Source organism: Psychrobacillus sp. FSL H8-0483, from assembly GCF_038637725.1.
In the GTDB taxonomy this organism is placed as follows: domain Bacteria; phylum Bacillota; class Bacilli; order Bacillales_A; family Planococcaceae; genus Psychrobacillus.
Genome location: NZ_CP152052.1, coordinates 4,088,320 through 4,112,748, shown reverse-complemented (window position 1 = coordinate 4,112,748; position 24,429 = coordinate 4,088,320). Strand labels below are relative to the sequence as shown.

The following is a 24,429-nucleotide window of genomic DNA, read 5'->3' as shown; positions in this document are numbered from 1 at the left end:
ATGTTCTAGACAGATTATTTACCTACATAAAATTTCCTGGGAAATAATTCGACAATCGTCGACTTTATGAATTCTATCATGTGCCTATTTCCTTTAAGGATGCATAGAGTCTAAAAGCATGATAGAGTAAATATATATTAATTGTTTCAAAAAAATTATATAAATAAAGGCTCTGTTATATTTTACTGATGTGTTTTAGCATATAATTTGCGGTAGAATTCGCGCAGACTCCTGCGGAAAAGGAATCGGATTCTACCAAATAACAACAATGTAGTTTAACAGCTTCTAAATAAAAGATAGACTATGAGTGCGAAAGGGGTTCTATACATGAGTAAAAAAATATTAGTAGTAGATGATGAGAAGCCAATTGCAGATATACTTCAATTTAATTTGAAAAAAGAAGGATATCAAGTGTTTTGTGCCTATGACGGCGATGAAGCTTTGAAAAAGGTAGAAGAAGTACAGCCTGATTTAATGTTATTAGATATCATGCTTCCAAATCGAGATGGTATGGAAGTTTGTAGAGAAATTCGCAAGAGATACGACTTTCCAATTATTATGCTTACAGCAAAAGATTCGGAGATCGATAAAGTACTTGGTTTGGAACTTGGAGCAGATGATTATGTAACGAAACCATTTAGTACAAGAGAGTTAATAGCACGAGTGAAAGCAAACATGAGAAGACATCAAACATTACAAGAAGATGCTGAAGTGGTAACGAATGACATAACTATTGGGCCACTAACTATTCAGCCAGATGCATATTTAGTGTTAAAAAGAGATGAAACAATTGAATTGACTCATCGTGAATTTGAGCTATTACATTATTTATCGAAACATATAGGACAAGTCATGACACGTGAACATTTACTACAAACAGTATGGGGATACGACTATTTTGGGGATGTCCGAACAGTGGATGTAACAATACGTCGTTTACGTGAGAAGATTGAAGATAATCCTAGCCATCCTACTTGGATTGTAACTAGAAGAGGCGTTGGTTACTATTTACGGAATCCTGAACAGGAGTAAAAAGAATGCAAAAGGTTGGTTATTTTAAATCCATTCACGTAAAAATTGTGTTTATATATATATTATTAATAATAATTGCGATGCAAATTATTGGTTTATATTTTGTTCGAGGACTCGAGAAAACATTACGAGAAAACTTTCAAGAGTCTATTTCCGATCGTATAAGCTTATTGGAGTTTAGCGCGAGGGAAGAGATATTAAAAGTACGAAATGAGGAAGATGACGCAACTTTGGAGCAAAGCTTGCGTTCTATTTTGTCTGGTTTGAATTCTTCCGATATAAAAGAAGTTCGTGTTATCGATGCTAGAAATCAAATTCTAGCAACATCCGATATAAATAATCAATCGATTGTCGGACAGAGGTCAACCGATGAACTCGTGAGATTGTCGATAAGTGCAGAAACACCCTTTGATAACATTACACTTGATTCTGAAACTAGAAAACGCATATGGATTTTAGCAACACCAATTAAATCTCAAGGGGAAGTAATTGGTTCTTTATATATTGAATCCAATATAGAAAATGTATTTGGTCAAATGAATGAGATTAACCTAATACTTGCTGGTGGCACAGCCGTTGCACTTGTTATTACGATTGTACTTGGGATATTGATAGCGCAAACCATTACTCGTCCCATTTCCGATATGCGAAAACAAGCACAGGCTATGGCAAAAGGTAACTTCTCGCGTAAAGTACGTGTTTATGGAAACGATGAAATTGGGCAGCTAGCAATAGCTTTTAACCATTTAACAAATAGATTACAAGAAGCTCAATCTACAACAGAAGCAGAAAGAAGAAAGCTTGCATCTGTCCTTACTAATATGACAGATGGAGTTATTGCAACTGATCGGAAAGGTAGAGTAATTTTAATAAACGATCCTGCCGTAAGATTATTGCGTATTCCTCGCGAGATGGTATTAAATCGCCCAATCATATCGGTATTAGGTATTGATGCAGCGCATTCTTTTGAAGACTTAATTCATTCCAAAGAATCGATGACACTTGATTTTAGTACTCATGAACGACCTTTTATTTTGCGCGCAAACTTTTCTGTTATTCAAAAGGAAACAGGATTTGTAAACGGCTTAATAGCAGTTTTACATGACAATACGGAGCAAGAAAAGATTGATATGGAACGAAGAGAATTTGTTGCAAATGTTTCGCATGAACTGCGTACTCCACTTACGACGATGAGTAGTTATTTAGAAGCACTTGCCGAGGGTGCTTGGAAGGATGAAGAAATTGCACCATCATTTTTACAAGTAACACAAACCGAAACACAACGAATGATACGATTAGTAAATGATTTGCTTCAATTATCTAAAATGGATAGTAGAGATTATGATTTAAATCGCGATATTGTTAACTTTAATCAGTTTTTTAATCGAATTATAGATCGATTTGAACTATCTAAATCTGAGCATGTATCGTTCCAACGGATGTTTGCAGATACGCCCTATTATGTTGATATTGATACGGATAAATTAACACAAGTAATTGATAATATTATTTCAAATGCTATTAAATATTCGCCAGATGGTGGAAACATTCGTTTTGGACTTGTGGTAAAAGATAATTTACTGAAAGTCATGATCTCCGATGATGGAATGGGAATACCATCCGAAAATATAGACCGAATTTTTGATCGTTTCTACCGAGTGGATCGTGCAAGAGCAAGGTCGATGGGGGGAACTGGACTTGGTCTAGCAATTGCCCGGGAAATGATTGAGGCGCATGGAGGTACTATTTGGGCTGAAAGTGAAGAGGGTAATGGAACAACTGTATTTTTTACACTCGAAATTGAAATGGACGAGGAAGGTGAGTGGGATTGAAGTATATTGAACAAGTAAAATCAGTTATTTTACTCTTACTCATCCTACTTAGCCTTTCGCTGACTTTTACCATATGGACATATTCTCCATCTTATGACACGAATGAACCACCTATTGTAGACATTTCCATTGCGGAAAAAAAGAAAATTGAAGATGTGATAAAGCCATATCGATTAATACTTAGTCAAGAACACACGATAAATGGAACTATTAAAACTGTGAATATAGAAAGAGTATTAAATTCAATGAAAAGCTGGGAAATACAAACGGTAGAACTTCATAATAATAAAGTAAGTCCCAAACAAATAAACGAAATGATTAATACGCCTAATCGGGCTACTTTTTTCTATCAAGCAGAAGTTCCAATCGAAATCTTTGGTAGTATTTTTACTTTTGCCGATCATAATTTTCCGGATGCTTCCTTTAATCGTTTAGTGGTTGATTGGTCAGACTCATCCAATGGCATTAACTTGTATTTTCTTAATACGGTAAAACAAAAAGTGTATACTACCTCTGTCGAAAAGGTTGATAAGGAAGGTTTTACCGAACGCATCATTCAACAATCCGCTAGTATGCCAGTGTATAATGAAATAGAAAGACCAGGTAGATTATCTTTATATGTTTCAACAATTCCTGAGGATACAGTAAAGTATACGTATTATTTAGAGGAGATTGCACCAGAAAGGTTTAAAAACGCTCTGTTTAGTAACCCAAGTTTAGTACGTAGTAATCCGGTAGGTACTAGTCAACAAGAATATACAGATGATACTGCACTAATGAAAGTGGATTTTCTATATAAAAGGCTTAATTTTGTTAATCCAGCCTCTGAAAGTGAAAGTGCCATTGATCCTGCAGACCTCATTTTAAATAGTGTCAATTTCGTAAACGAACATAACGGATGGACAGATGATTACCGTTACAGTAAGATCAACGCGACAACAGCTCAACAAATTCATTATCAACTGCACTTTCTAGGGTTGCCTGTGTTTAGCAATGATACTGAAACGGAAATTATTCAAAATTGGGGTGTTAATCAAGTATATCGGTATACAAGACCGTACTACACGTTGAATGCACTACCTATCAAACCGAGAGATGTACAGTTGCCGTCAGGACAGGCGACATATGATTTACTCACTTCCATTCCTGAATTAAATGTATTATCGTCTGTTGACGAAATGGTTCCAGGGTATTATTTATCACGTGATGATAATCAGTCATTACTAACACTAGAACCATCTTGGTATTATTTAATAAATGGATCTTGGGTTCGCGTATCTCCAGATCTACTCGGAGGTGGCAAATTTGGATTGGAATAAAACAAAAACAATATTTATTATTGTATTTTCTATTCTAAACGTGTTTTTATTCTCTCTTTATTTAAATAGATATAATGAAGCCTCGGATGTTGTAGTTCCCAGGGATACACCTATTGAGGAACGACTAGTCTTAGATAATATAAAAGTTGAAAAAACAGAAGATATTATTCAAGAAGCTTCTTATGTTTCTGGTAGTGTTCATATATTTAGCACAGAAGAATTAGGACAATTAACGAATCAGACCGTAGAAGTGAAAGAAGACTATCAGCTAATAGGTACCTTTAAAGAACCACTTCTAATAACAGAGGAAAATACAATAGAAAAACTACTATCGGAAAATATTATTCGTGGATCTTCTTATGAATTGTGGAAAGTAGATGAAGAAAATCAGTCTGCTACATTATTTCAAACAGTAAATAATCGACTAGTTTATTATAATCAAAATGCAAAAGTCGTTGTTTACTGGAATGATGAACATGAAATTATTCGATATGAACAAACGATATTGGATAATTTAGAGGACTACAATGAGTCGAAAAAACTATTGCCTACTATGCAGGCGATTAATCTTTTATATTCCCGAACGTTAATAAAACCTGATTCTACGGTAAAAGAAATTAATTTGGGATACTCTACCCTAGCCCAACAGGCAGAAACGCAAGTATTTGCACCAACTTGGCATATTTTAGTAGAGCTTTCAAATGGAACAATAGAAGAACACTTTGTAAATGCAGTAGAAGGAAGAATTATTGAAATTCCCAAAAAAGAGGTAGAACAAGCAGTTGTAGAGTAAGGAGTTTTAACTATGAAGTTCAGTGTATTAGCTAGTGGAAGCAGTGGGAATGCAGTTTATGTGGAAAATGAAGAGCATTGCTTCCTAGTAGATGTAGGGCTAAGTGGCAAGAAAATGGAGCAACTTTTCCATGAAATTGACCGAGACATGAAAAAACTGTCAGGTATTTTTGTTACTCATGAGCATAGCGATCATATTAAAGGTCTAGGCGTGGTTGCAAGAAAGTATGGTATTCCTATTTATGCAAATGAAAAAACTTGGTTTGCCATGGATTCCCTTATTGGAAAAGTACCGGTAGAGCAGCGATTCCAATTTGATATGGAAACGGTTAAAACATTTGGTACAATGGATATCCAGTCCTTTGGAGTGTCTCACGATGCGGCAGATCCAATGTTTTATATCTTTCATGAAAATGGTCGCAAGCTTGTCCTGATTACAGATACAGGCTATGTAAGTGACCGAATGAAAGGCCATATAAAAGGAGCGGATTCGTTCGTCTTTGAAAGTAATCATGATGTCAGTATGCTTCAAATGGGACGCTATCCCTGGTCGGTAAAACGTAGAATATTAAGCGATGTAGGTCATGTGTCTAATGAAGATGCAGCTGTTGCAATGAGTGAAGTAATAGATTTAAAGAATACACATATTTATCTGTCGCATTTGAGTAAAGATAATAATATGAAGGATCTTGCAAGAATGAGTGTTACACAAACTCTACAATCGTGTGGGATAGTTGCGGGGGAGTATGTGCATCTACATGATACAGATGCCAATCATCCAACTGAGTTAGTCCTTGTCTAGTAAATGAAGTTCCAAAAGCTACTTATTAGCTTTTGGAACTTTTTTTTATTTAACTTTTAAATAATTTTCATTTAATTTTAATGTGAAATGGGTAAATTAAAGACACGAACATATTGTTAAATGAAAGGGAGATGAACAATGGGCTATTATAATCCATACGAACCGCAAGAAGAACCAAAGAAAGAAAAGAAAAGGGGATTACCAGGATACTTCTTAAGCGCTTTAGCTGGTGTAATGGTCGGAGCACTTCTTGTATGGTTTCTAATACCATCTGTTGTAACAAATTTACCATCAGCTAAAACGGCGAAAAATGCAACAGAAACAAAACAGCTTTCAGTTGATATTACAACAGATGTTACGAGTGCAGTAGAAAAAGCATCGGCAGCAGTTGTTGGGGTTACAAATATTCAGTCCGTTACTAATTTTTGGAGTCGGTCACAATCAACACAAGAAGCTGGAACGGGTTCAGGAGTTATTTATAAAAAAGAAGGCGGAAAAGCTTTTGTTATTACAAATTATCATGTAATTGAAGGCGCAAAATCGTTAGAGGTAACATTAGTAGATGGAACAAAAGTACCAGCAAATCTCGTAGGAAGTGATATTTGGACGGACTTAGCAGTTCTAGAAATTGATGATACAGGAGTAGATACTGTCCTAGAGTTTGGTGATTCAGATGCATTAAAGCAAGGGGAGACAGTTATCGCAATTGGTAATCCGCTTGGTTTAGATTTCTATGGATCGGTTACAACAGGTGTGGTATCTGGTAAAGATCGTGCAATTCCAGTGGATCTTAACCAAGATGGTGTAGAAGATTGGCAAGCAGAAGTATTACAAACGGATGCAGCGATTAATCCAGGAAACAGTGGTGGTGCACTGATTAACTTAGCCGGACAGCTTATAGGAATAAACTCGATGAAAATTTCTGAAGCGACTGTAGAAGGAATTGGGCTTGCAATTCCCATCAATTCGGCAATTCCAGTTATTGAGGATTTAGAGGTTAACGGACAAGTAAATCGACCATCTATGGGTATTACAATGATTGACTTGACGAATGTACCAGCAGTACACCAACGTGATACGTTAAAATTACCGGCGGAAGTGACAACTGGGGTAGTGGTCGACCAAATAGTAGAAAATTCGCCTGCAGCTTTAGCGGAAATGAAAACCTACGACGTAATTGTCGAAATGGATGGTCAAAAAATAGAAAACTCTATTGATTTAAGAAAGCATTTATACAATGAAAAAGAAATCGGCGACGAATTAAAAGTAAAAGTATATCGCCAAGGAGAGTTGGTAGAGTTAACACTTACTTTAAAGGAAACAACTAAATTATAAACATGTGGATAACTTCGAATTGTAAATAAAAGATTTACACAGCGAGTAGGTAAAGAAAAGCTTGTCTTTCCTACTCGTTTTTGCTTTGGTAAAATAGGTTGTGGATAAGAACGAATCATTTGTGAATAACTATATTAATTATTCGGAAAAAGAAAGGATGTTAAAAATTGAGAATATTCAGTTGCGAAGCCCATATAAATCAAGCTTTAGACATGTTTGTTGCAGAACAAAAAACCTTCCCAATGATGGAAGAACTAAAAGAAGATAAAAAGTTATCCACAAAGTGTACATACTGCGATGGATCGGCAATATATATTGTGGCAAATGAAAATGATGACACAATATGTAGATAAGTGTTGTGGATATGTGGATAAAATATGTGCATAACTTGTTTGTAAATGAATTGTAAAGGTGGATAACCTGTGAATATACAAATTGTATCAGTTGGAAAGTTAAAAGAAAAGTATTTGAAAATGGGGATAGAGGAATACACAAAACGTTTAGGGGCTTACGCAAAAGTAGATGTAGTGGAAGTACCGGATGAAAAAGCTCCAGAACAGCTAAGTCCAGCAGACATGGAAATTGTAAAGAAAAAAGAAGCTGACCGTATTCTAGCGAAAATTGGAGCCGATACGTATGTCATTGCTCTGGCTATTGAAGGAAAAATGAAATCCTCGGAGCAGCTTGCAAGTGATTTAGAATCACTGATGACCTATGGACGAAGCAAAATCGCATTTGTTATTGGAGGATCACTTGGTCTGCACGAGGATGTGATGAAGCGAGCGGATGAAAAGCTTTCATTTAGTAAAATGACTTTGCCACACCAACTAATGAAGTTAGTACTGGTAGAGCAGATCTATCGAGCCTTTCGAATTATTAAAAACGAACCGTATCATAAATAAGTGCGGTTATTCAAAAGGAGTTTAGTGACTTACACTAAACTCCTTTATTTTTGACGAGAATCTATATATTTTTTACCCCATTCTTGCATAACAGCTATTACAGGAAGAAGTTGTTCTCCTAAAGCTGTTAGTGTACTCTACTTTGAAAGGCAATTCATCGAATATTTCTTTTTGGATTAAACCATCATCTTCTAACTCTTTTAATTGTTTGGCGATAACTCAATTAAAAAATTGGCCTCGTGTGATTATTGTTAGTCGTTCGAAAGATAAAGGCGCCAAATTTATAAATGAAGCGAAGCAATTCTTCCGATAATTGACTTATTAGATGCCTCACCAAAAGCCACATTAAGTGCATATCTTCAAAGAAAAGAAGTGGATCTGTCGATGCCGACATTTGATAAAAATAAAACAATGCGTTTATTTAATGAAACGAATAGATTAATTCAGAAATCAATATAAGTGAAAACTACACATAGAACCGTATCATAAGTAATAGAGGTTTTCCATGTATAATAGAATACAGATATAAAATTAAAAGTAGTAAACTGACCTCGAACTAGATTGTTAGCTAGAAATTATACTGTTAATTTTAGTAGGATTTGATTGGAGACCATGTGAATGTTAAGTGAACAGACGAGATATTCTAGGCTCGCGGATATAACAAAAGTAATTAATACAAAGTTAGAACTTCGTGAAGTGTTACAACGTGTAACTCAAGCAATATCGGAAGAAATCGTGCAATGTAACTCGGTTGGTATTTATTTACCTGAAAAAAATGGCACATTTAGAGGATTTGTAGGAAAACCAGAAGATATGAATGGCATAACGCTCGATACACAGGTAATCGATATTGAAACAGACTTACTGGCCAAAGAAGTTATTGAGACTAAAAAAACTATCTATATCTCTGATACCTCAAAGGATAATCGGCCGGACCCGAGATCGGTAGAAGCCTTCAAAATTAAATCCCTATTAGCAATTCCTATCTCATATGAACAAGAGATATTTGGTTTAGTTTTTTTATTTGATTATGGAACGCCGATGAATTTAACAGAGTCGGAAATTCAAAGTGTTGAAGCATATGTGAATATGGCTGCAGTTGCAATTCAAAACGCAAATAATTTAACACAAAAGGAAAACCTTATTGCAGAAAAGCAGTTGTTACTTGATGTTACACGTGATTTGTCGATGTGCTCCTCCGTGCAGAACAGTCTCGATAAATGTTTTTTCTACTTAGAAAAGATTTTAGATAGCAATAAAAGTGTAGCGCACATCCTGGATCCATTGGGGAAAAACACAATCACATTAATGAAGTTAAATAAAGACTGTGATTGGACAGAAGCGACTTGGATGGATAATCTTAAAAGCATAAGAATGAACCAAAGCTACGAAGCTATGATTCAACAGGTTATTAATACAAAAAGTATAATTCACACTCCAAATATAGATAGTACGAGTCTACTTATGATTCCACTGGTTTCAATGGGGAAAGTATTAGGAGTTATAACAGTTGTCAATTTAAGAGGGGAAACTTGTAATTACCATGAATTTCAAATTCAATTAGCAAAATCGATAGTCCATGCCACAGCCCCTACATTGTCAAACTTGTTATATATGGACCAACTTGAAAATATGGTAGAAGAGCGAACAAGCGAACTAGCTACTGCTAATGAAAAGGTTACAAGTGTTATTGAAAGTATAACGGATGGATTCTTTGCATTGAGCCGCGAGTGGGAATTTCTTTACATGAATAAACATCAATATTTGCCGCAAAGGAAAACAGCAAAAGATGTATTAGGCAAGAATATATGGGTGCTTTTCCCGGAATGTATAGACACGGTCATGTATAAGGAATTTCATCGTGCGATGTCAGAGCGTATAGCAGTAAATTTCGAAATGACCTCAGCTTATGGGGATTATTGGTACGAAGTAGTTGCTTACCCGTATGATGAGGGAATCTGCTGCTTATTAAAAAACATAACCGAAAAAAAGAAATATGAGAAGGAATTGAAAAGATTATCAAACCTAGACTTAATAGGTCAGATGGCAGCAGGTATTAGTCATGAGATTAGAAATCCCATGACAACAGTACGAGGATTTTTGCAGCTTTTAAAAAAAGAGAGCGAATTTGAAAAACATAATGGTTACTTTAATGTAATGATCGAAGAACTTGACCGTGCCAATTCTATTATTACTGAATTTCTTTCTATAGGTAATACAAAGACATCCGATTTACAGATGTTAGATTTAAATTCTATTATTCGAGATATTACTCCTTTAATAAAGATAGATACATTTAATCAAAACAAATTTATTCAATTTAATCTGAGAGACATTCCAGAATTACTATTAAATCGTAACGAAATACGACAATTGATAATAAATCTATACCGTAATGGCTTAGAAGCAATGAGCACAGGTAAGGTTCTATCCATCAGTACCTACAAGGGAGACGAAAATTGTGTAGTTCTTGCAGTACGAGATCAAGGAGAAGGTATCAATCCTGCGATACTAGAGAAATTGGGTACTCCATTTTACACGACCAAAGATAATGGCACTGGCTTAGGACTGGGTATATGCTATGCCATTGCTGCCCGTCATAACGCAAAAATTGAAATTCAAACAGGATCTGAAGGAACTACTTTTTTTATAAAATTTACTTGTATATGAAAAAGTGAAACTTTGCTTTAGTGTTGAATATATTAGCAAGATATGCAAACTTTTTTACTTGCATATCTTTTTTGATAGCGTAAAAAATCGGTATTCTCTAAGGATATCTGATAATGGTATCGGGGTGCTTAATTCTGATCTTCCTTTCGTTTTTGAAAAAGGATTTACAGGAGATAATCCTAACAGAAAACAGTCTACTGGGATAGGATTGTATCTTGTAAAGAAATTATGCGATGAATTGCAGATTGAATTGAAGTTGAGTCTAAATATGGGAAGGAATTTGTAATTCAATTTCTATTTTCGAAAATTGAGGATCAAAAGACATTTTGAAAAATGAATGATATTTAAAACTATTATCTGTGGATGCTATGACCCATTGTTTTTTGGGAGCAATGAATGAAGTAGCCCTTTGGATAGCAGAAAACTCAGATGGTGAAAACTCCTTAGAAGAAGCAAGTGAGACGATAACAAACCTATTGGAAGGGCTGAAAAAATAAGCAAAAAAGGACCAAATCTGGTTCTTTTTTGCTTATTATAAGGATTCAAATCACCTTTTTGTACATATATAGAAATCCTAAGTATAGGCTGGTAATAGATATGTTAATTTAATATTGTTACCTTTAATTGTTTTACTCCAAAATTGATTGCATCCTGTTGAGAAGGAATAAAGACATCAATTCGATTTCCTTTAATGGCTCCGCCAGTATCCCGTGCGATCGCTTCACCATAGCCTTCTACATAAACTTTACTACCAAGTGGAATAATAGTTGGGTCAACTGAGATGACCTTTGCATTTGGGTTTGTTTTAAGGTTAATTAAATTTTATATTTTCTTATCAACTCTTTAGCGATTACCTCTTTTCATACAAATACCCTGACCTGTTTTATGATTAGTGAGACATCGATGCATTAAACATAAGTGCCTGTCCTGTCACCACCAGCATTATGTCGAATCCTTCGAAATAAATATATCTTATATTTTGGAAGTCTATGCTGATAGACAGTTCATATATGGGACTAGGAACATAGAGGGACATATAAAAGGTATATCGTTTAATATATTATATTAATAACAAAAAATAAACAATTGTTTAAGATATAAACAATTGTTTATTTTTTTATTGACGATACTTTAAATTGTTGCTATGATAAATGTAAATTAATGTAGAATTCTGTCGTATAATATTGGGGATATGGCCCAAAAGTTTCTACCAAGCTGCCGTAAAGGGCTTGACTACGAGGTAAGTGTTAAATGAAAGAGGGAGTCTCTTTCTTATTTACTTACGCCCTAGTCAAACGCTCCGGTAGATATCGGAGCGTTTTTTTATCGTTTAAGCAATATTTAATTCTAGATTTTATTATGCAAAGTGACATACCAAGAAAGCTTTGTTCGCTCTTAATGTGTAATAAAGTGTGATCCATTCCAGCGCTGAGAAAACAGTTGGATCAATTCGTAAGCAATAAATAAATTCAATGTGAAGGATTGAGAAAGAATGAAAAAGAAAATTTACTTTAATCATGATGGCGGTGTGGATGATCTAGTTTCTCTATTTTTATTACTACAAATGGATACCGTTGAACTAACTGGTGTTTCCGTCATTCCAGCTGATTGTTATTTAGAACCTGCTATGTTTGCAAGCCGAAAAATCATTGATCGCTTTGGAAAAGGCAGTTTAGATGTAGCGGAGTCAAATTCTCGCGGAAAAAATCCTTTTCCTAAAGATTGGCGTTTGCACGCTTTCACTGTGGATGCCTTGCCAATATTAAATGAATCCGGAAAGATTGTGACACCAGTAGCGGAGAAACCAGCACATCTTCATATGATAGATGCAATTCACGCTTCAGATGAAAAAACTACTCTTTTATTCACCGGTCCACTTACGGATCTTGCTCGTGCACTTGATGAAGACCCTTCTATTGAAGAAAAAATCGATCGACTCGTATGGATGGGCGGCACATTTCGTGATGTAGGAAATGTAGAAGAGCCCGAACATGATGGGACAGCGGAATGGAATGTGTTTTGGGACCCTGAAGCAGCTGGTCGAGTATGGAAGAGTAGTATAGAAATTGATTTAGTAGCGCTTGAAAGCACTAGCCAGGTACCTCTTACAGTAGATATACGTAATCGTTGGGCATCTGAACGCAAACACCTCGGTGTTGATTTTATTGGCCAATGTTATGCGATGTGCCCGCCGTTGGTTCATTTTACAACAAACTCAACATATTTTTTATGGGATGTCTTAACAACAGCGTTTGTTGGTAATAGTGATCTTGTAAAAGTGAAGAGAATTAATAGTATCGTGCATACAGATGGGCCGAGTCAAGGGCGTACAGAAGAAAAAGACAATGGTCGCCCAGTAAACGTGGTTTATGATGTAAATTCTAGTGATTTCTTCGATTATATTACTGAATTATCTAAAAAAGCTTAAAGAACATTCGTGTTTGTGAACAATTGATCGTAGTACATTTAGAGAGAAGTTCTTAATGTATTACGATCAATATAATTGATAGTATTTTTTATAGAAAAAATTATAGTGTGAGTAAGTCAAATACTAATATTATAGATGTAATTAACAGAATTTTCAGATAATTGAAGCGGAGCACTAAATTAATATCAAGATTTTAAAAAAGAGTTTAGAAAATTTAGTTTCATCACAAAAAGCATTGTTGGAGGAAAAAATGACTATAAAATCACGACTTAAAATTATGATGTCTCTTCAGTTTTTTATTTGGGGATGTTGGCTTGTTACACTTGGCTCATATATGTTCAATACTTTGCATTTTTCCGGCACACAAGTTGGAGGTGTTTATAGCACAATAGGACTTGCTTCTCTTCTAATGCCAACTCTTGTAGGGATTATTGCAGATCGTTGGATAAAGGCAAATAGATTATATGGAATTTGCCATTTCCTTGGAGCGATTTTTTTATTTTCAGCTGCCGGGATTTCGGAACCTAATCTTATGTTTTGGGCTATGCTTTTAAACGCAATGGTTTACATGCCGACGATTTCTTTATCTTATACGATTTCATATTTTTGCTTAGAAAAAGAAGGGCTTGATACAACGAAAGACTTCCCTTCTGTTCGTGTTTTTGGAACAATTAGTTTTATTCTTGCAATGTGGGTAATTAGTCTTGGTGGACTTGAGTTAAGTAATATCCAGCTTTACATGGCTGCGGGGGCCTCCTTCTTACTTGCACTTTATTCATTTACACTGCCAGATAATCCAACATCAAATGTCAAAAAGGATAAGTCGTTAGTAAGTCTTTTAGGTCTAGATGCTTTCGTATTATTTAAGCAAAAGAGAATGGCTATCTTTTTCAGTTTTGCTATGCTGCTAGGTGCTGCGTTGCAAATTAACCTTGTATTTGCTGATCCATTTTTACATGATTTTGCGTCAATCGCTAACTATAAAGACAGTCTTGTTGTTAAATATCCAGCCATTTTATTATCAATGGGACAAATTGCTGAAGTGTTCTTTATTCTTGCCATTCCTTTTTTCTTACGTAAATTTGGAATTAAGACGGTAATGTTGTTGAGTATGGTGGCGTGGACATTACGCTTTATTCTTTTCGCCTATGGCAATCCATCTAATGTTGGTGTCATCTTATTGCTATTATCAATGATTGTATATGGCGCTGCATTTGATTTCTTTAATATTTCCGGATCTATGTTTGTTGAAAGGGAAGTGGATCGTCGAATTCGTGGAAGTGCACAAGGCTTATTCATGACAATGGTCAACGGAATCGGTGCCTATGTAGGCGCTGTTCTTAGTGGGAGACTGGTGGATTATTTTACAATTAACGGAGTGAGGGATTGGCAAAATATCTGGTTAGTTTTTGCGGTATATACATTCGTCCTTGCAATCGTTTTTGCTGTAAGTTTTAAATACAAGAATGACCGTGATGCAATTAAGAATGTAAATAATGTTGCTTAATAGATATTCTTTATCATGTTTGTTTCTGCTTTGAAACGATATTTGGTTAGGAATGTAATAAAAAATATTAGTGGAAATTGTATTAGTAACAAAACCATTAGTACGCACATAGTCAGTTTTTTTTATAGAGGTATCAAGAACTACTAAATGTTCTTGATACTTCTTTTTTTCAATTTTATATAAAGGGATAACTGTAATCTCATTAATTATGCTATAGGAAGATTTTTGTTCTTTTGGGGATACAATAGGAAGCATGCCAAGCTTATGTTCCTTCCCTTTTCTGCTGATTTCTTTTAAACGATTTTCTTAAATGGAAATCGTGTATTTCTGCTTTTTTATAAATCTTTGTCCCAGTAAATACTGTAAAACTTAATCCATAATATTGTCTGATTAATATCATATTATGTGAATAGAATGATATCAACTTAAAAGAGGGATAATATGACGATAGTACCTAAGTTAGCTTCGAAGTTACAACGTCGTGATGAAGAACCAAATATTGAACTAGCACAGGAGTTAGTTAACAATCATAATCTTGAAGGTATAAAAGAAGTTATACAAAACTTATCTAATAAGGATAAAAAGAAGCATTTTTAACTTTGTTAAAGCGAAGAGAAAATGAACTTACAGCACCTCAATTAAAAAGAATTAAAAAAAATTATAAAGTACTAGGGCAGAATGGATAAAATGTGGAGGAACTATGATGAAAGAATATAAAAAATGCCAAAGCTGTTCCATGCCAATTAAGAAATCAGAAGATAGAGGTACTGAAAGAAATTCTGAAAAAAGCTCATCGTATTGTAAGCATTGTTATCAGGAAGGAGAGTTTACTCAAAAAAATATATCCGTAGAAGAGATGAAGGAGTTTGTAAAAGGAAAGTGTATGGAAATGGGTTTCCCAAAATTTTTGCAGGCATGTTCGTTAGAAATTTAAATAAGCTGGAAAGATGGAAATAGAAATAGAAATAGAAATAGAAATAGAAATAGAAATAGATATTGAGTAAATTGTATTAGTTAAGAAAAAGAATTTCTGAAACCGTCATAAGATAACCTCATATTGTTTTATAACGGGGAACAGTACATAAGGAATGTTAAGACATGTACTCAAAATAACGGGGACGTTTCTGAAATAAGCGGAAACGCTTTTCACTACCAAGTAGAATGTATTTATAGGCATCATAGTTTGTCACCTTACTAATGGATATATATTGGTAGAAAATTGATATTTTTCTATTCTTATCTTTTTGAGCGTTTGAAAAAAGTCGCTAGTATCCATGTTGAGGTGAACCATATCATAAGTAAGTGCGGTTTTTAAAATCAAAGTGAACGGAATACATTAGACGTTCACTTTGACAATTAAGCATTGTGCTTCATGAAATTATGCTATGTTGGTAAGAAAACTGTAAAACCAAGTTTATAACTCATGAACAGCAGCTAATTTTGTTCTAAAGTATATTTATCCATAAAAAACTACACCTCCAATTGATAGATGTGTCTAAAAATGGGGTGCAGTTCATTTATTAGAGGAAAAATGTCTGTTTTTTTATGTTATCTTATGCCCTATTTTATTTAAAAATCAAAGTTGTCAGGGTCTGGTCCTACTCGATGATTTTGATTTAGCTCATCAATTCGCTGCATCTCTTCTTTTGTTAGTTCGAAGTCAAATACAGTTGGGTTCTCAACAATTCGATATTCCTTCGTGGATTTTGGAATGGTTACAACACCATTTTGTAAATCCCATCGTAAAATAATTTGGGCAATGGTCTTGTTATACTTATTTGCAATTTCTTGTAATACTAGATTATCTAATAATTGACCTTGCATTAATGGTGACCAAGCTTCTAACTGAATTCCATGTTCTTGACAAAAGGCTTGAATTTCTTTCTGAGTTAAACGTGGATGGTATTCTACCTGGTTGACCATCGGTTTAATTTCAGCATCGTTCATTAAGTCCTCCAGATGGTGGACTTGGAAGTTACTTACTCCAATAGCCTTTACTCTTCCTTCTTTATAAAGAGTCTCTAATGCACGCCAAGCTTCCTTAAATTTACCTTCTACTGGCCAGTGAATAAGGTATAAATCTAAATACTCAAGATCAAGTTTCTTTAGGCTTGTTTCATAAGCTAATAAAGTTGATTCGTAACCTAAGTCAGAATTCCAAACTTTCGATGTTATAAATAGTTCTTCTCTTGGGATACCAGCTTCATTTATCCCTTCTCGAATAGCTTGTCCAACTCCTTCTTCATTTTCATAAATAGCTGCTGTATCAACACTACGATACCCATGTTTAATTGCAAATTTAACGGCATTAACCAGTTCAGGGCCCTCTTCTACTTTAAAAACCCCAATTCCAAACCAAGGCATTTTTACACCATTATGCAAAGTAGTTGTATCTTGTATGTTTTTAATCATTATAAATAAACCTCCAAATTTTTATTATGAGAAATGAGATCGTTCTATATTTGGTAATTTCACACATTTACTACTTAGGAAACAACCTCCTTCAATTTATCCCCTTTTTGGTCTTTTCTTTCAAGGGATGCACTCCAACCTGCAAGGATGGCAGCTATCAGTACCATAAGTGCTCCTACCCAAGAGGTGTGAATCAGTCCAATAGAGTCTGTGACAATACCACCTAAGTAGGATCCAATTGCAATTCCAGCGTTAAATGCAGCAATATTGATGGCCGACGCCATATCTACTCCAGTAGGTACAAATCGTTCTGCTAACATGACTACATACACTTGTAATCCCGGCACATTCATAAAAGCTAGAACCCCCATTAAGAAAATGGTAATCAATCCTGCTATTTTAAATGGTGCCGTAAACATCAGGATAAATAGTATCACCGCTTGTACAATAAACATGTAAAATAATGCTCTAATCGGATTGTGATTAGAAAGCTTTCCACCTACCATGTTGCCAATAGCGATCGCAATACCATATACAAGAAGAATCACAGCAACTGTTCCTTCTTTATATCCTGTTATTTCCTGTAGCATCGGTGATAGATAAGTAAAGACAACGAATGTTCCTCCATAACCTAAGGCAGTAATCATAAATAAAAGTAATAAGCGACCATTTGTCACTAATTTGAACTGATCACGAAACGTTGTACGAGTACCTTTTCGTAAACTAGATGGAATCAGGATACTATTCGCGATTAAGGCTGTAACTCCGATGACAATGATGATGATAAAGGCCATTCTCCAACCAAATTGTTGTCCAATAAATGTTCCCAATGGTACACCTGTTACAGTGGCTACCGTGAGTCCTGAAAACATAATGGATATGGCACTAGCTCTTCGATTTTCCGGTACTAAATCTGCAGCGATGGTAGAGCCAATGGACATAAAGACTCCATGTGAAAAGGCAGAAATAACACGAGCAACAAGTAACACACCAGTGCTTGTCGCACTTGCAGCAATACTATTACCTATAATAAAAATAACCATAATCCAAAGTAGTAATGACTTTCGTGACATACTAGAGGTAATGGATGTTAGAATCGGTGCCCCAAATGTTACTCCTAATGCATATAAGGAAACTGTTAAGCCTGCTGTCGTAACAGAAATTTGTAAATCATTCGCTATTAATGGTAATAGGCCTACACTGATAAATTCTGTTGTTCCTATTGCAAATGCACTAATAGCTAAGGCAAACAGTGCTAATGTACTTTGTTTTTTATCTAAAGACATTTTTCTCCTCCTTAATAATTTGGTAATGTATGAACGATCTTGTTTTAAGTAAACTAAAAATAATTACATTAAAACTCAACCGATAAATGCTATTATGATACATATGAAATAAATAGAGAAGTACGCACTTAAAAGTACTATAGGTACTTTTAAGTTCCTATACATGAGGAGGAAATATATATGAAGAAAAAGAAATACAATATTTCAGTAGAAGCGACGCTAGAGGTGATAGGAGGAAAGTGGAAATGTGTGATTCTATGCCATTTAACACACGGGAAGAAACGAACAAGTGAATTGAAACGTCTTATGCCAGATATTACACAGAAGATGTTAACCCAACAATTACGCGAATTAGAGGAAGATGGAGTCATTAATAGAATTGTTTATAATCAAATTCCACCAAAAGTGGAGTATGAGCTAAGTGAATATGGATGGAGCTTACAAGGTATCTTAAATTCGCTATGTACATGGGGAGAAAAGCATATTATCAAAGTGTATGGCGATACATTTGATATCTTGGAAGAGAACGTTCTAAATGAACATCTAAAATAATGAACTAGGGAATTTGAAAAAATTTCTTTCCTATTCTGTATATAACAACCTATCAGAGGCTGCTGTATCAGAATTGTTACTTGCTTTGCTATCCTTCTATGGTTCAGAAGTGTTCCTGATAAAACTATGTTTCGAAAAAATTGTGCTACTAATAGGAAAAACGTTTAGGGTTTAAAAAAAAGGCTGTTTTCTAAATGATTGTTGTTTTTGGATGGGGTAGAAGCCTGAATCATGGAAAAAGAGCAAAAGCGGCAACTTTAAAGGGTTTAAGTGACCGATTTCTGAAATGGAGACGAACCGGTCACTGTTAATTTATACATAAAGTATATTAAAAATTATTATTTCATTAGGAAAATTTCTTAAATGAATAAGAAAAACCTCACTTAGATACACCACGGGGAACCTTATCATAAGTAAGTGTATTTTTATAAGAAGTAGTCAAAGAAAAGTGAAGTGTAGGAGTGAAATTAGATGGAAAGTCGAGATTTATTTGAGTTAGAAAATGATAAAACCTTTCAGCAACTCAATCAGCAAGTGAACTCGTTCAATGCATTAAAAATCTTAAAATTAGAAAACTATGAAATCCGTCATTCGAATATTTTGGCGTGGCTGCTAGACCCGAAAGAAAATCATGGCTTACGTGATTATTTCTTACGTAAAATGCTTGAACACCTGATCTTAATAGATGAAAATGGCGATAAATTACAATATGAAGCAGTAGGTGAAATTCTTAATCATTCATTAATAGAAAGTCATGTATATCGTGAAGTTAAAACCGATAATAATCGATTTATCGATTTACTTATAGTAAATCAACAATTGAAATCTGTATTTCTGATTGAAAATAAATTTTATTCTACAGAATCGAAAAATCAGTTAGATGATTATTTAATTTATATACAAAATATTTTTAAAGATTTTACAATCATTCCGATTTATTTAACACTTGATGGAGAAGAGCCTTCTAATCAACAATATTTTATTCTTACTTATGAACGTATTGAATCGATTTTACATATAGTTCTTATGTTATATAGGGATCAATTAAGCGATAATGTTTATACATTTATTGAAGATTATAATCAAATGTTAAGAGAAAAATTTTATCCAAATCAAGATCAAATAATGCAAGCAATAGAGATATATAGTAATCATAGACCAACAATTCAAACGCTATTTGAAAAAACATCTATTTTTAATAAACAATTGCAATTTGATTTAGGATATCAATTTGAGTTTATGGCGAAGTATAAAAATACTATTAACTATATTTTCAACCACGGTAAAAATATCCTATCCTATAGCTTTGAACATTTTATTCGTCAACAGTTTAAGGAAGATGTTCTTTATAATGCACATCCAACTATTCCAAATTTACTTCCACCTGAATGGGATTCTATTGGACAAATTCCATTAAGAGAACCAAATTATTGGTTAAGAAAAGGAATAATCGTTTGGTTTGATCGAACAAATGATAATCGCTTGTGTCTTATTGCAGAAATAGGACCAATGGAATTTGGTGGGCGTCTTTCACTACTTGAAAAACTAGAAAAAGTCGGGTTGTCGATTAAAGAAAGTTCAAAATTAGAAAAATCTCGTTATACACGATTTTTCACACAAAAGATGGATGTAAACAAATGGGATGATATGATTGAACTTACACAGGTAATGGTAGATTTATATAATAGTTCAGAATTTACATTGTTGCGTAAGCAAGTAGCTACAGTGTTAAATAGTCAAAGTCTGATAAAAGAAGAAATAGTTCCTCCTGTGATGGAAAACCCTTCATTAGATGAACAAAAGATACAAGTTAAAAATGCATTTAAAAAATGGATGGTATCTAAAAACATCCCTGAAAATCATTATCGAGTATCAGCACGAAATCTATCATTTAAAATTCCTTTGTTTGACGCGTTTAAAGAAAACTTAGGAGAAACAAGAGAAAAATGGTGGTGGGATAATGGACCATTTCTATTTTGGATGGATATTCATTTAGGTTCGCTGTACTTTACGTTAGAAATAGGTCCAATTGAAGCAGATAAACGTGTTCTATTGATGGAGAATATTAAAGAAAAGGGCATTAATTTTAACAAAAAAGGACTTAAACAAGAAGCCAAATATACTCGTATTCACACTGAAACTATATCAATTGAAGAATTAAATGAATCGGAAATATTAAATGCCCTCGGAGCTTTATATAGCAACAAGGATTTACAAATGATTTTAGACAAACTTCAAATTGTATATGATGAAATGATTAGTAAAGTAGATTGAAGTATATATTTTACAGAAAACCTCACTTAGATGCACCACGGAGAACCGTATCATAAGTAATCACATAGTTTGTTTTTTTTATAGAAGTATCAAAGAACAGAACAATGTCTTTGATACTTCTTTCTTTAGGGGAAGAGCCTTTGAGCTCCATAATGTTAGTAAATCGAGAGGGCTGATGCCTTAAGCACAGCAGAAATCTACATTTTATCCATCGTTAAAGGCAAGAAGGATAAAACCTCTCCGGAGTCAGAGACCTTGGCACGTCACACATTGATATGATACGGCAACTCGGGAGACCCTACCGGTCTTTTCTTCTTATAGAAGAGTATGGTGTACAAGCGATAATAAGCAAGGAAACCAAATGCCGTTGTAGGGAGTCGGATAGCAGCGTAGTATCAATGAAGTTGGGTAATGCCGATGGAGGAAAGGCTGCTACCAAGTTATCACCCTTAATAGGGACACATTTACTACACACAGAGATTGGTTGATTTTGAATAAACCATAATTTATTTCATAGGCAAATAAAAATTCACATAAAAATAAGCTAGGAAATGTATCTCCAAGCTTATTGTATTTTCCTATCCGTTTCCTTAACGAAGAATGGTATTGACAAATCCCTTACTATTAATTGTCCCACTAAAAAAACAACTGCAACAAAGATTACTGCAACATCTCTACCTACTGGCTTAAACCAACCACCGTCGTTAGGAATAAAATACATAGCCAAAAACATTGATAATAACCCCGTTATAACATTAACCAAAATAACGTAACGAATTCTCATTTGACCCGATAAAAGCCCAATTATAATAACAAATATTACAGAACCTAAAAATAGAAAAGATGCTTCTTCACGCTTAACGTGTTGACCATATTCATAAAAGTGAAACAAGAATGGAGCAGGTATTAAAGTAAGTATTAACCACAAGGTCTTCATGTCGTCCTCCTTTGGATATATATAATTAATTGAACCTTTACTTGTAATAATTTCATATTGTGATTTTCAGGAAAACTATTCAACTCTACTTCTGCGTTAGTTAAAATGGGTTCCTTCACAATCTTTTACTTAAATCAACCTTTTCCTTTAACATAGCCTTAAATTTTAAGTTGATGGAGATGGAGTCCCGCCCACATTTTAACGAAAATATTCGCTATGCAAATTTCGATATAAAATGAGTCGAATTTTCCTGCTCTAAGAAAGATTCGGCTCTAATTTTTTAGACTACTAAATCCATAATTATTTTTCCCACCCATTTTGATTGAATAGGAAATTTGCTGCTAAAAATACTGAAGGTAAGTTAATTACAATGGCAACAATATTTAAAAAGTGAGTTGTCGGCATAAATACAATAATCAATGATGTTGCTGCGACAAATAATGGAATTATCTTATTTGTGCTTGTGACTAGTTGTTGCTTGTGAAAATGTCTTAGTATGAAATAAATACCTATTAAGATTGGTGCAGTAAGGAATACTCCTAAATATCCCCATGCATCTTCAATAAACCAAGGGAAAAAGCGCATACGTGAAGTAAAGATAAAAAGATTTAGTATGATAGTTCCTACTAATAGTATGTTTAATATAACGACTTTCTTGTTTTTCTCCATTTTAATTACTCATTAGTTAATTCGTGAAAACGATTCATGATTTCTTCCTCTTCAAACGTGCTATACCACCTATAATCACTACCATCTAAAATACGATAATGTTGGCTGATCACATTTTGTTGTACTCGAAATTTTCCTTTTTTCGCAATCTCATTCCAAAACATTTTTCCTCCTAATGTTTTTACTTTTGGAGTATTCATACCATCGTGAGCTAGTGTTTCAATTACTTCAAAAGGTTCTTCTCCTAAAATGTGTTCTAGGATTTGACTATCCTTAAATAAGGCACAAACTACGACTGCATTCGTCCAACCAATTGATGTTCTTTCTTTTTCAACTTGAACCAGTGTCTTTTTGGAAATTCCTAGAACAGTAGCCATTTTTTCTTGAGAATATCCTTTTTCAACACGAATTAGTCGAACATTCTTAGAAATCAAATCAATTACAGCTTCTTTATTCAAATAACATCACTCCATATAATAGTGTTAAATTCTACTAATGGTGTAATATTACACTGTTGTTTACCTTTTGTAAATAGCGCATAATATATTAAAGGTTGTTTTCTTAAGCATGCAATTGTTGCTTTTGATAACAACCTTCTTTTAGTTGTACAATGTGTGGAGCAGATATAATCATTGGCTACAAAATTAATAGTATAGAAAAGGTCAGCTATTACCATAAAGTTTTAGGCTGTTATGGTAATAGCTGACCTTTTTATGTCATATTAAATTGGTTAAAAGAAAATATTTATATTGTTGTGCATTTTTCTAATATGAGTTAATTTCATAAATAGTACTTTGCCATTAAAATACCAACATTTATCACTTGTTCACCCCGTGGAGAGCGTCCACCTATAGCGGGAATCAATTATGAAATTGACTCAACTATTTAAAAACAGAAACTTTTTTCAACATAACACAAACTGGAATGGCTATAATGATCCCCACAACATTTTGAACTATGTTTCCAGGTATAGAAGCCACTGGTATAATCCAACTACCATATAGAACCCGTTCACAAATGTAATAAACAGCTAACATAAAGGGAATCGAAACGATGGTAGCTACTAAATTGAAAGCAATACTGTTTCCTTTGTGGCCCATCGACCAAGCAATTTTTCCAACTAAATATCCTTGCAAGCCACGTGCCACAATGGTGAAAGGTGCCCACAATGTCCAACCAGATACTAAGTCAAATAAACCCATACCAATAGCACCAGCGAGTGCTCCTTTTTTAGGACCAAAAAGAATAGATGCGATAAATAGCATGGCTGTTCCAAGATGAACCAATCCGCCATTTGCAGCGATAGGTAGTTTGATATTTAAAGTGAGAGTTGCAACGAATACGAGTGAAATTAACATTGCTGTTAGGATCAAATCAAAAGTATGTGATTTTGAGTAACCTGTTGTTGTTTTCATAGTCATAAACCATCCTTTATTTTTTTCTGTATAGGCATCAAGGAATATAGTTACGCAAGGTTGCCTTTTCCAATGAAATCCTTAGTTTGTAAATCAGTTTTTGAATTTACTGATTATCTTAGCAAAGGGTTGGTATTTTTAAAAGTGTCAATTTAGCAAAAAACTTAGGTGTCAGTTTGTAGAAGAATCGGAAATTAGCTTAACAATACTCGGAAGTGTAAAATTACAAGGAATAGGGCAGAAATGCGCAGAGATGTGTGTTTAG

General features: G+C 34.2%; 23 protein-coding genes, 2 pseudogenes and 1 riboswitch. Of the genes and pseudogenes, 17 read left to right on the top strand and 8 right to left on the bottom strand.

Translation table 11 applies throughout. The features are described from left to right. Positions 1–327 precede the first annotated feature (327 nt). From yycF to rlmH, 8 genes are all read left to right on the top strand, one after another. Positions 328–1,032, top strand: coding sequence for a response regulator YycF (gene yycF, locus MHB48_RS20230; RefSeq protein WP_340925016.1), 705 nt, complete (start codon positions 328–330; stop codon positions 1,030–1,032). A 5-nt stretch (positions 1,033–1,037) separates the two neighbouring features. Beyond that, positions 1,038–2,864: a cell wall metabolism sensor histidine kinase WalK gene (walK, locus tag MHB48_RS20225; protein ID WP_342599587.1), complete on the top strand. Its 1,827-nt coding sequence runs from the start codon at positions 1,038–1,040 to the stop codon at positions 2,862–2,864. Further along, a complete protein-coding gene (yycH, locus tag MHB48_RS20220) occupies positions 2,861–4,183 on the top strand; it encodes a two-component system activity regulator YycH (RefSeq protein ID WP_342599586.1) in 1,323 nt (440 codons plus the stop codon). The genes walK and yycH overlap by 4 nt, the downstream gene beginning before the upstream one ends. Continuing rightward, positions 4,170–4,976 (top strand): two-component system regulatory protein YycI, encoded by an 807-nt coding sequence (yycI, locus tag MHB48_RS20215; protein WP_342599585.1) that lies wholly within the window; start codon positions 4,170–4,172, stop codon positions 4,974–4,976. Before yycH ends, yycI begins: the two co-directional genes overlap by 14 nt. 12 nt (positions 4,977–4,988) lie before the next feature. Further along, positions 4,989–5,777: an MBL fold metallo-hydrolase gene (locus tag MHB48_RS20210; protein ID WP_340925000.1), complete on the top strand. Its 789-nt coding sequence runs from the start codon at positions 4,989–4,991 to the stop codon at positions 5,775–5,777. A gap of 138 nt (positions 5,778–5,915) precedes the next feature. Then, complete coding sequence (locus tag MHB48_RS20205; protein WP_342599584.1) at positions 5,916–7,112, top strand: trypsin-like peptidase domain-containing protein; 1,197 nt, start codon at positions 5,916–5,918, stop codon at positions 7,110–7,112. Between the two features lie 167 nt (positions 7,113–7,279). Next, positions 7,280–7,465: a CxxH/CxxC protein gene (locus tag MHB48_RS20200; RefSeq protein WP_342599583.1), complete on the top strand. Its 186-nt coding sequence runs from the start codon at positions 7,280–7,282 to the stop codon at positions 7,463–7,465. 69 nt (positions 7,466–7,534) lie between these two features. After that, complete coding sequence (gene rlmH, locus MHB48_RS20195) at positions 7,535–8,014, top strand: 23S rRNA (pseudouridine(1915)-N(3))-methyltransferase RlmH (protein WP_340924991.1); 480 nt, start codon at positions 7,535–7,537, stop codon at positions 8,012–8,014. Between the two features lie 44 nt (positions 8,015–8,058). Here rlmH and MHB48_RS20190 read toward each other — a convergent pair. Beyond that, positions 8,059–8,230: pseudogene (locus MHB48_RS20190) on the bottom strand (helix-turn-helix domain-containing protein). Between the two features lie 402 nt (positions 8,231–8,632). On the opposite strand from MHB48_RS20190, the gene MHB48_RS20185 reads away from it, so the two are divergent. From MHB48_RS20185 to MHB48_RS20175, 3 genes are all read left to right on the top strand, one after another. Then, positions 8,633–10,684 carry a GAF domain-containing protein gene (locus MHB48_RS20185; RefSeq protein WP_342599582.1) on the top strand — a complete coding sequence of 684 codons (2,052 nt, stop codon included), beginning with the start codon at positions 8,633–8,635 and terminating at the stop codon, positions 10,682–10,684. Positions 10,685–10,688: 4 nt separating this feature from the next. Further along, a complete protein-coding gene (locus MHB48_RS20180) occupies positions 10,689–10,970 on the top strand; it encodes an ATP-binding protein (RefSeq protein WP_342599581.1) in 282 nt (93 codons plus the stop codon). 73 nt (positions 10,971–11,043) lie between these two features. Further along, complete coding sequence (locus MHB48_RS20175; RefSeq protein ID WP_342599580.1) at positions 11,044–11,181, top strand: hypothetical protein; 138 nt, start codon at positions 11,044–11,046, stop codon at positions 11,179–11,181. Positions 11,182–11,284: 103 nt separating this feature from the next. Here MHB48_RS20175 and MHB48_RS20170 read toward each other — a convergent pair. Next, a pseudogene (locus tag MHB48_RS20170) lies at positions 11,285–11,500 on the bottom strand (3D domain-containing protein); the annotation flags it as partial. A 338-nt stretch (positions 11,501–11,838) separates the two neighbouring features. Continuing rightward, a riboswitch (purine riboswitch) is annotated at positions 11,839–11,940 on the top strand. 236 nt (positions 11,941–12,176) lie between these two features. On the opposite strand from MHB48_RS20170, the gene MHB48_RS20165 reads away from it, so the two are divergent. From MHB48_RS20165 to MHB48_RS20150, 4 genes are all read left to right on the top strand, one after another. Further along, a complete protein-coding gene (locus MHB48_RS20165) occupies positions 12,177–13,112 on the top strand; it encodes a nucleoside hydrolase (protein ID WP_211896116.1) in 936 nt (311 codons plus the stop codon). A 250-nt stretch (positions 13,113–13,362) separates the two neighbouring features. Continuing rightward, positions 13,363–14,619, top strand: a complete 1,257-nt coding sequence (locus tag MHB48_RS20160) for a nucleoside permease (protein WP_342599579.1) — start codon at positions 13,363–13,365, stop codon at positions 14,617–14,619. A gap of 441 nt (positions 14,620–15,060) precedes the next feature. Next, positions 15,061–15,216, top strand: coding sequence for a hypothetical protein (locus tag MHB48_RS20155; RefSeq protein ID WP_342599578.1), 156 nt, complete (start codon positions 15,061–15,063; stop codon positions 15,214–15,216). A 103-nt stretch (positions 15,217–15,319) separates the two neighbouring features. Further along, positions 15,320–15,553 (top strand): zinc ribbon domain-containing protein, encoded by a 234-nt coding sequence (locus MHB48_RS20150; RefSeq protein WP_342599577.1) that lies wholly within the window; start codon positions 15,320–15,322, stop codon positions 15,551–15,553. Between the two features lie 635 nt (positions 15,554–16,188). Here the strand turns inward: MHB48_RS20150 and MHB48_RS20145 are convergent. Both MHB48_RS20145 and MHB48_RS20140 read right to left on the bottom strand, forming a co-directional pair. Beyond that, positions 16,189–17,031, bottom strand: a complete 843-nt coding sequence (locus MHB48_RS20145; RefSeq protein WP_342599576.1) for an aldo/keto reductase — start codon at positions 17,029–17,031, stop codon at positions 16,189–16,191. A gap of 74 nt (positions 17,032–17,105) precedes the next feature. Continuing rightward, complete coding sequence (locus tag MHB48_RS20140) at positions 17,106–18,317, bottom strand: MFS transporter (protein WP_342599575.1); 1,212 nt, start codon at positions 18,315–18,317, stop codon at positions 17,106–17,108. A 180-nt stretch (positions 18,318–18,497) separates the two neighbouring features. Here MHB48_RS20140 and MHB48_RS20135 point away from each other — a divergent pair, with 180 nt between their 5' ends. Beyond that, positions 18,498–18,869, top strand: coding sequence for a helix-turn-helix domain-containing protein (locus MHB48_RS20135; RefSeq protein WP_342599574.1), 372 nt, complete (start codon positions 18,498–18,500; stop codon positions 18,867–18,869). 471 nt (positions 18,870–19,340) lie between these two features. Next, a complete protein-coding gene (locus MHB48_RS20130) occupies positions 19,341–21,143 on the top strand; it encodes a PD-(D/E)XK nuclease family protein (RefSeq protein ID WP_342599573.1) in 1,803 nt (600 codons plus the stop codon). Between the two features lie 565 nt (positions 21,144–21,708). Here MHB48_RS20130 and MHB48_RS20125 read toward each other — a convergent pair. From MHB48_RS20125 to MHB48_RS20110, 4 genes are all read right to left on the bottom strand, one after another. Then, the gene (locus tag MHB48_RS20125) at positions 21,709–22,080 is read right to left on the bottom strand and encodes a hypothetical protein (RefSeq protein WP_342599572.1); all 372 of its coding nucleotides are present in this window, start codon (positions 22,078–22,080) and stop codon (positions 21,709–21,711) included. Positions 22,081–22,380: 300 nt separating this feature from the next. Continuing rightward, positions 22,381–22,749 carry a hypothetical protein gene (locus MHB48_RS20120; protein ID WP_342599571.1) on the bottom strand — a complete coding sequence of 123 codons (369 nt, stop codon included), beginning with the start codon at positions 22,747–22,749 and terminating at the stop codon, positions 22,381–22,383. 5 nt (positions 22,750–22,754) lie between these two features. Further along, positions 22,755–23,207 carry a helix-turn-helix transcriptional regulator gene (locus tag MHB48_RS20115; RefSeq protein WP_342599570.1) on the bottom strand — a complete coding sequence of 151 codons (453 nt, stop codon included), beginning with the start codon at positions 23,205–23,207 and terminating at the stop codon, positions 22,755–22,757. Positions 23,208–23,630: 423 nt separating this feature from the next. Next, entirely contained in the window at positions 23,631–24,164 is a 534-nt protein-coding gene (locus tag MHB48_RS20110) for an ECF transporter S component (protein ID WP_342599569.1), read from the bottom strand. Positions 24,165–24,429 lie beyond the last annotated feature (265 nt).

Coding starts and splice junctions, on each gene's coding strand:
- MHB48_RS20120 (WP_342599571.1), bottom strand. CDS start 22,749: ATGGAGAAAAACAAGAAAGTCGTTATATTAAACATACTATTAGTAGGA.
- MHB48_RS20185 (WP_342599582.1), top strand. CDS start 8,633: ATGTTAAGTGAACAGACGAGATATTCTAGGCTCGCGGATATAACAAAA.
- MHB48_RS20140 (WP_342599575.1), bottom strand. CDS start 18,317: ATGTCTTTAGATAAAAAACAAAGTACATTAGCACTGTTTGCCTTAGCT.
- MHB48_RS20160 (WP_342599579.1), top strand. CDS start 13,363: ATGACTATAAAATCACGACTTAAAATTATGATGTCTCTTCAGTTTTTT.
- MHB48_RS20155 (WP_342599578.1), top strand. CDS start 15,061: ATGACGATAGTACCTAAGTTAGCTTCGAAGTTACAACGTCGTGATGAA.
- walK (WP_342599587.1), top strand. CDS start 1,038: ATGCAAAAGGTTGGTTATTTTAAATCCATTCACGTAAAAATTGTGTTT.
- MHB48_RS20135 (WP_342599574.1), top strand. CDS start 18,498: ATGAAGAAAAAGAAATACAATATTTCAGTAGAAGCGACGCTAGAGGTG.
- yycF (WP_340925016.1), top strand. CDS start 328: ATGAGTAAAAAAATATTAGTAGTAGATGATGAGAAGCCAATTGCAGAT.
- MHB48_RS20125 (WP_342599572.1), bottom strand. CDS start 22,080: ATGAAGACCTTGTGGTTAATACTTACTTTAATACCTGCTCCATTCTTG.
- MHB48_RS20165 (WP_211896116.1), top strand. CDS start 12,177: ATGAAAAAGAAAATTTACTTTAATCATGATGGCGGTGTGGATGATCTA.
- MHB48_RS20130 (WP_342599573.1), top strand. CDS start 19,341: ATGGAAAGTCGAGATTTATTTGAGTTAGAAAATGATAAAACCTTTCAG.
- MHB48_RS20150 (WP_342599577.1), top strand. CDS start 15,320: ATGATGAAAGAATATAAAAAATGCCAAAGCTGTTCCATGCCAATTAAG.
- MHB48_RS20110 (WP_342599569.1), bottom strand. CDS start 24,164: ATGAAAACAACAACAGGTTACTCAAAATCACATACTTTTGATTTGATC.
- MHB48_RS20205 (WP_342599584.1), top strand. CDS start 5,916: ATGGGCTATTATAATCCATACGAACCGCAAGAAGAACCAAAGAAAGAA.
- MHB48_RS20145 (WP_342599576.1), bottom strand. CDS start 17,031: ATGATTAAAAACATACAAGATACAACTACTTTGCATAATGGTGTAAAA.
- MHB48_RS20210 (WP_340925000.1), top strand. CDS start 4,989: ATGAAGTTCAGTGTATTAGCTAGTGGAAGCAGTGGGAATGCAGTTTAT.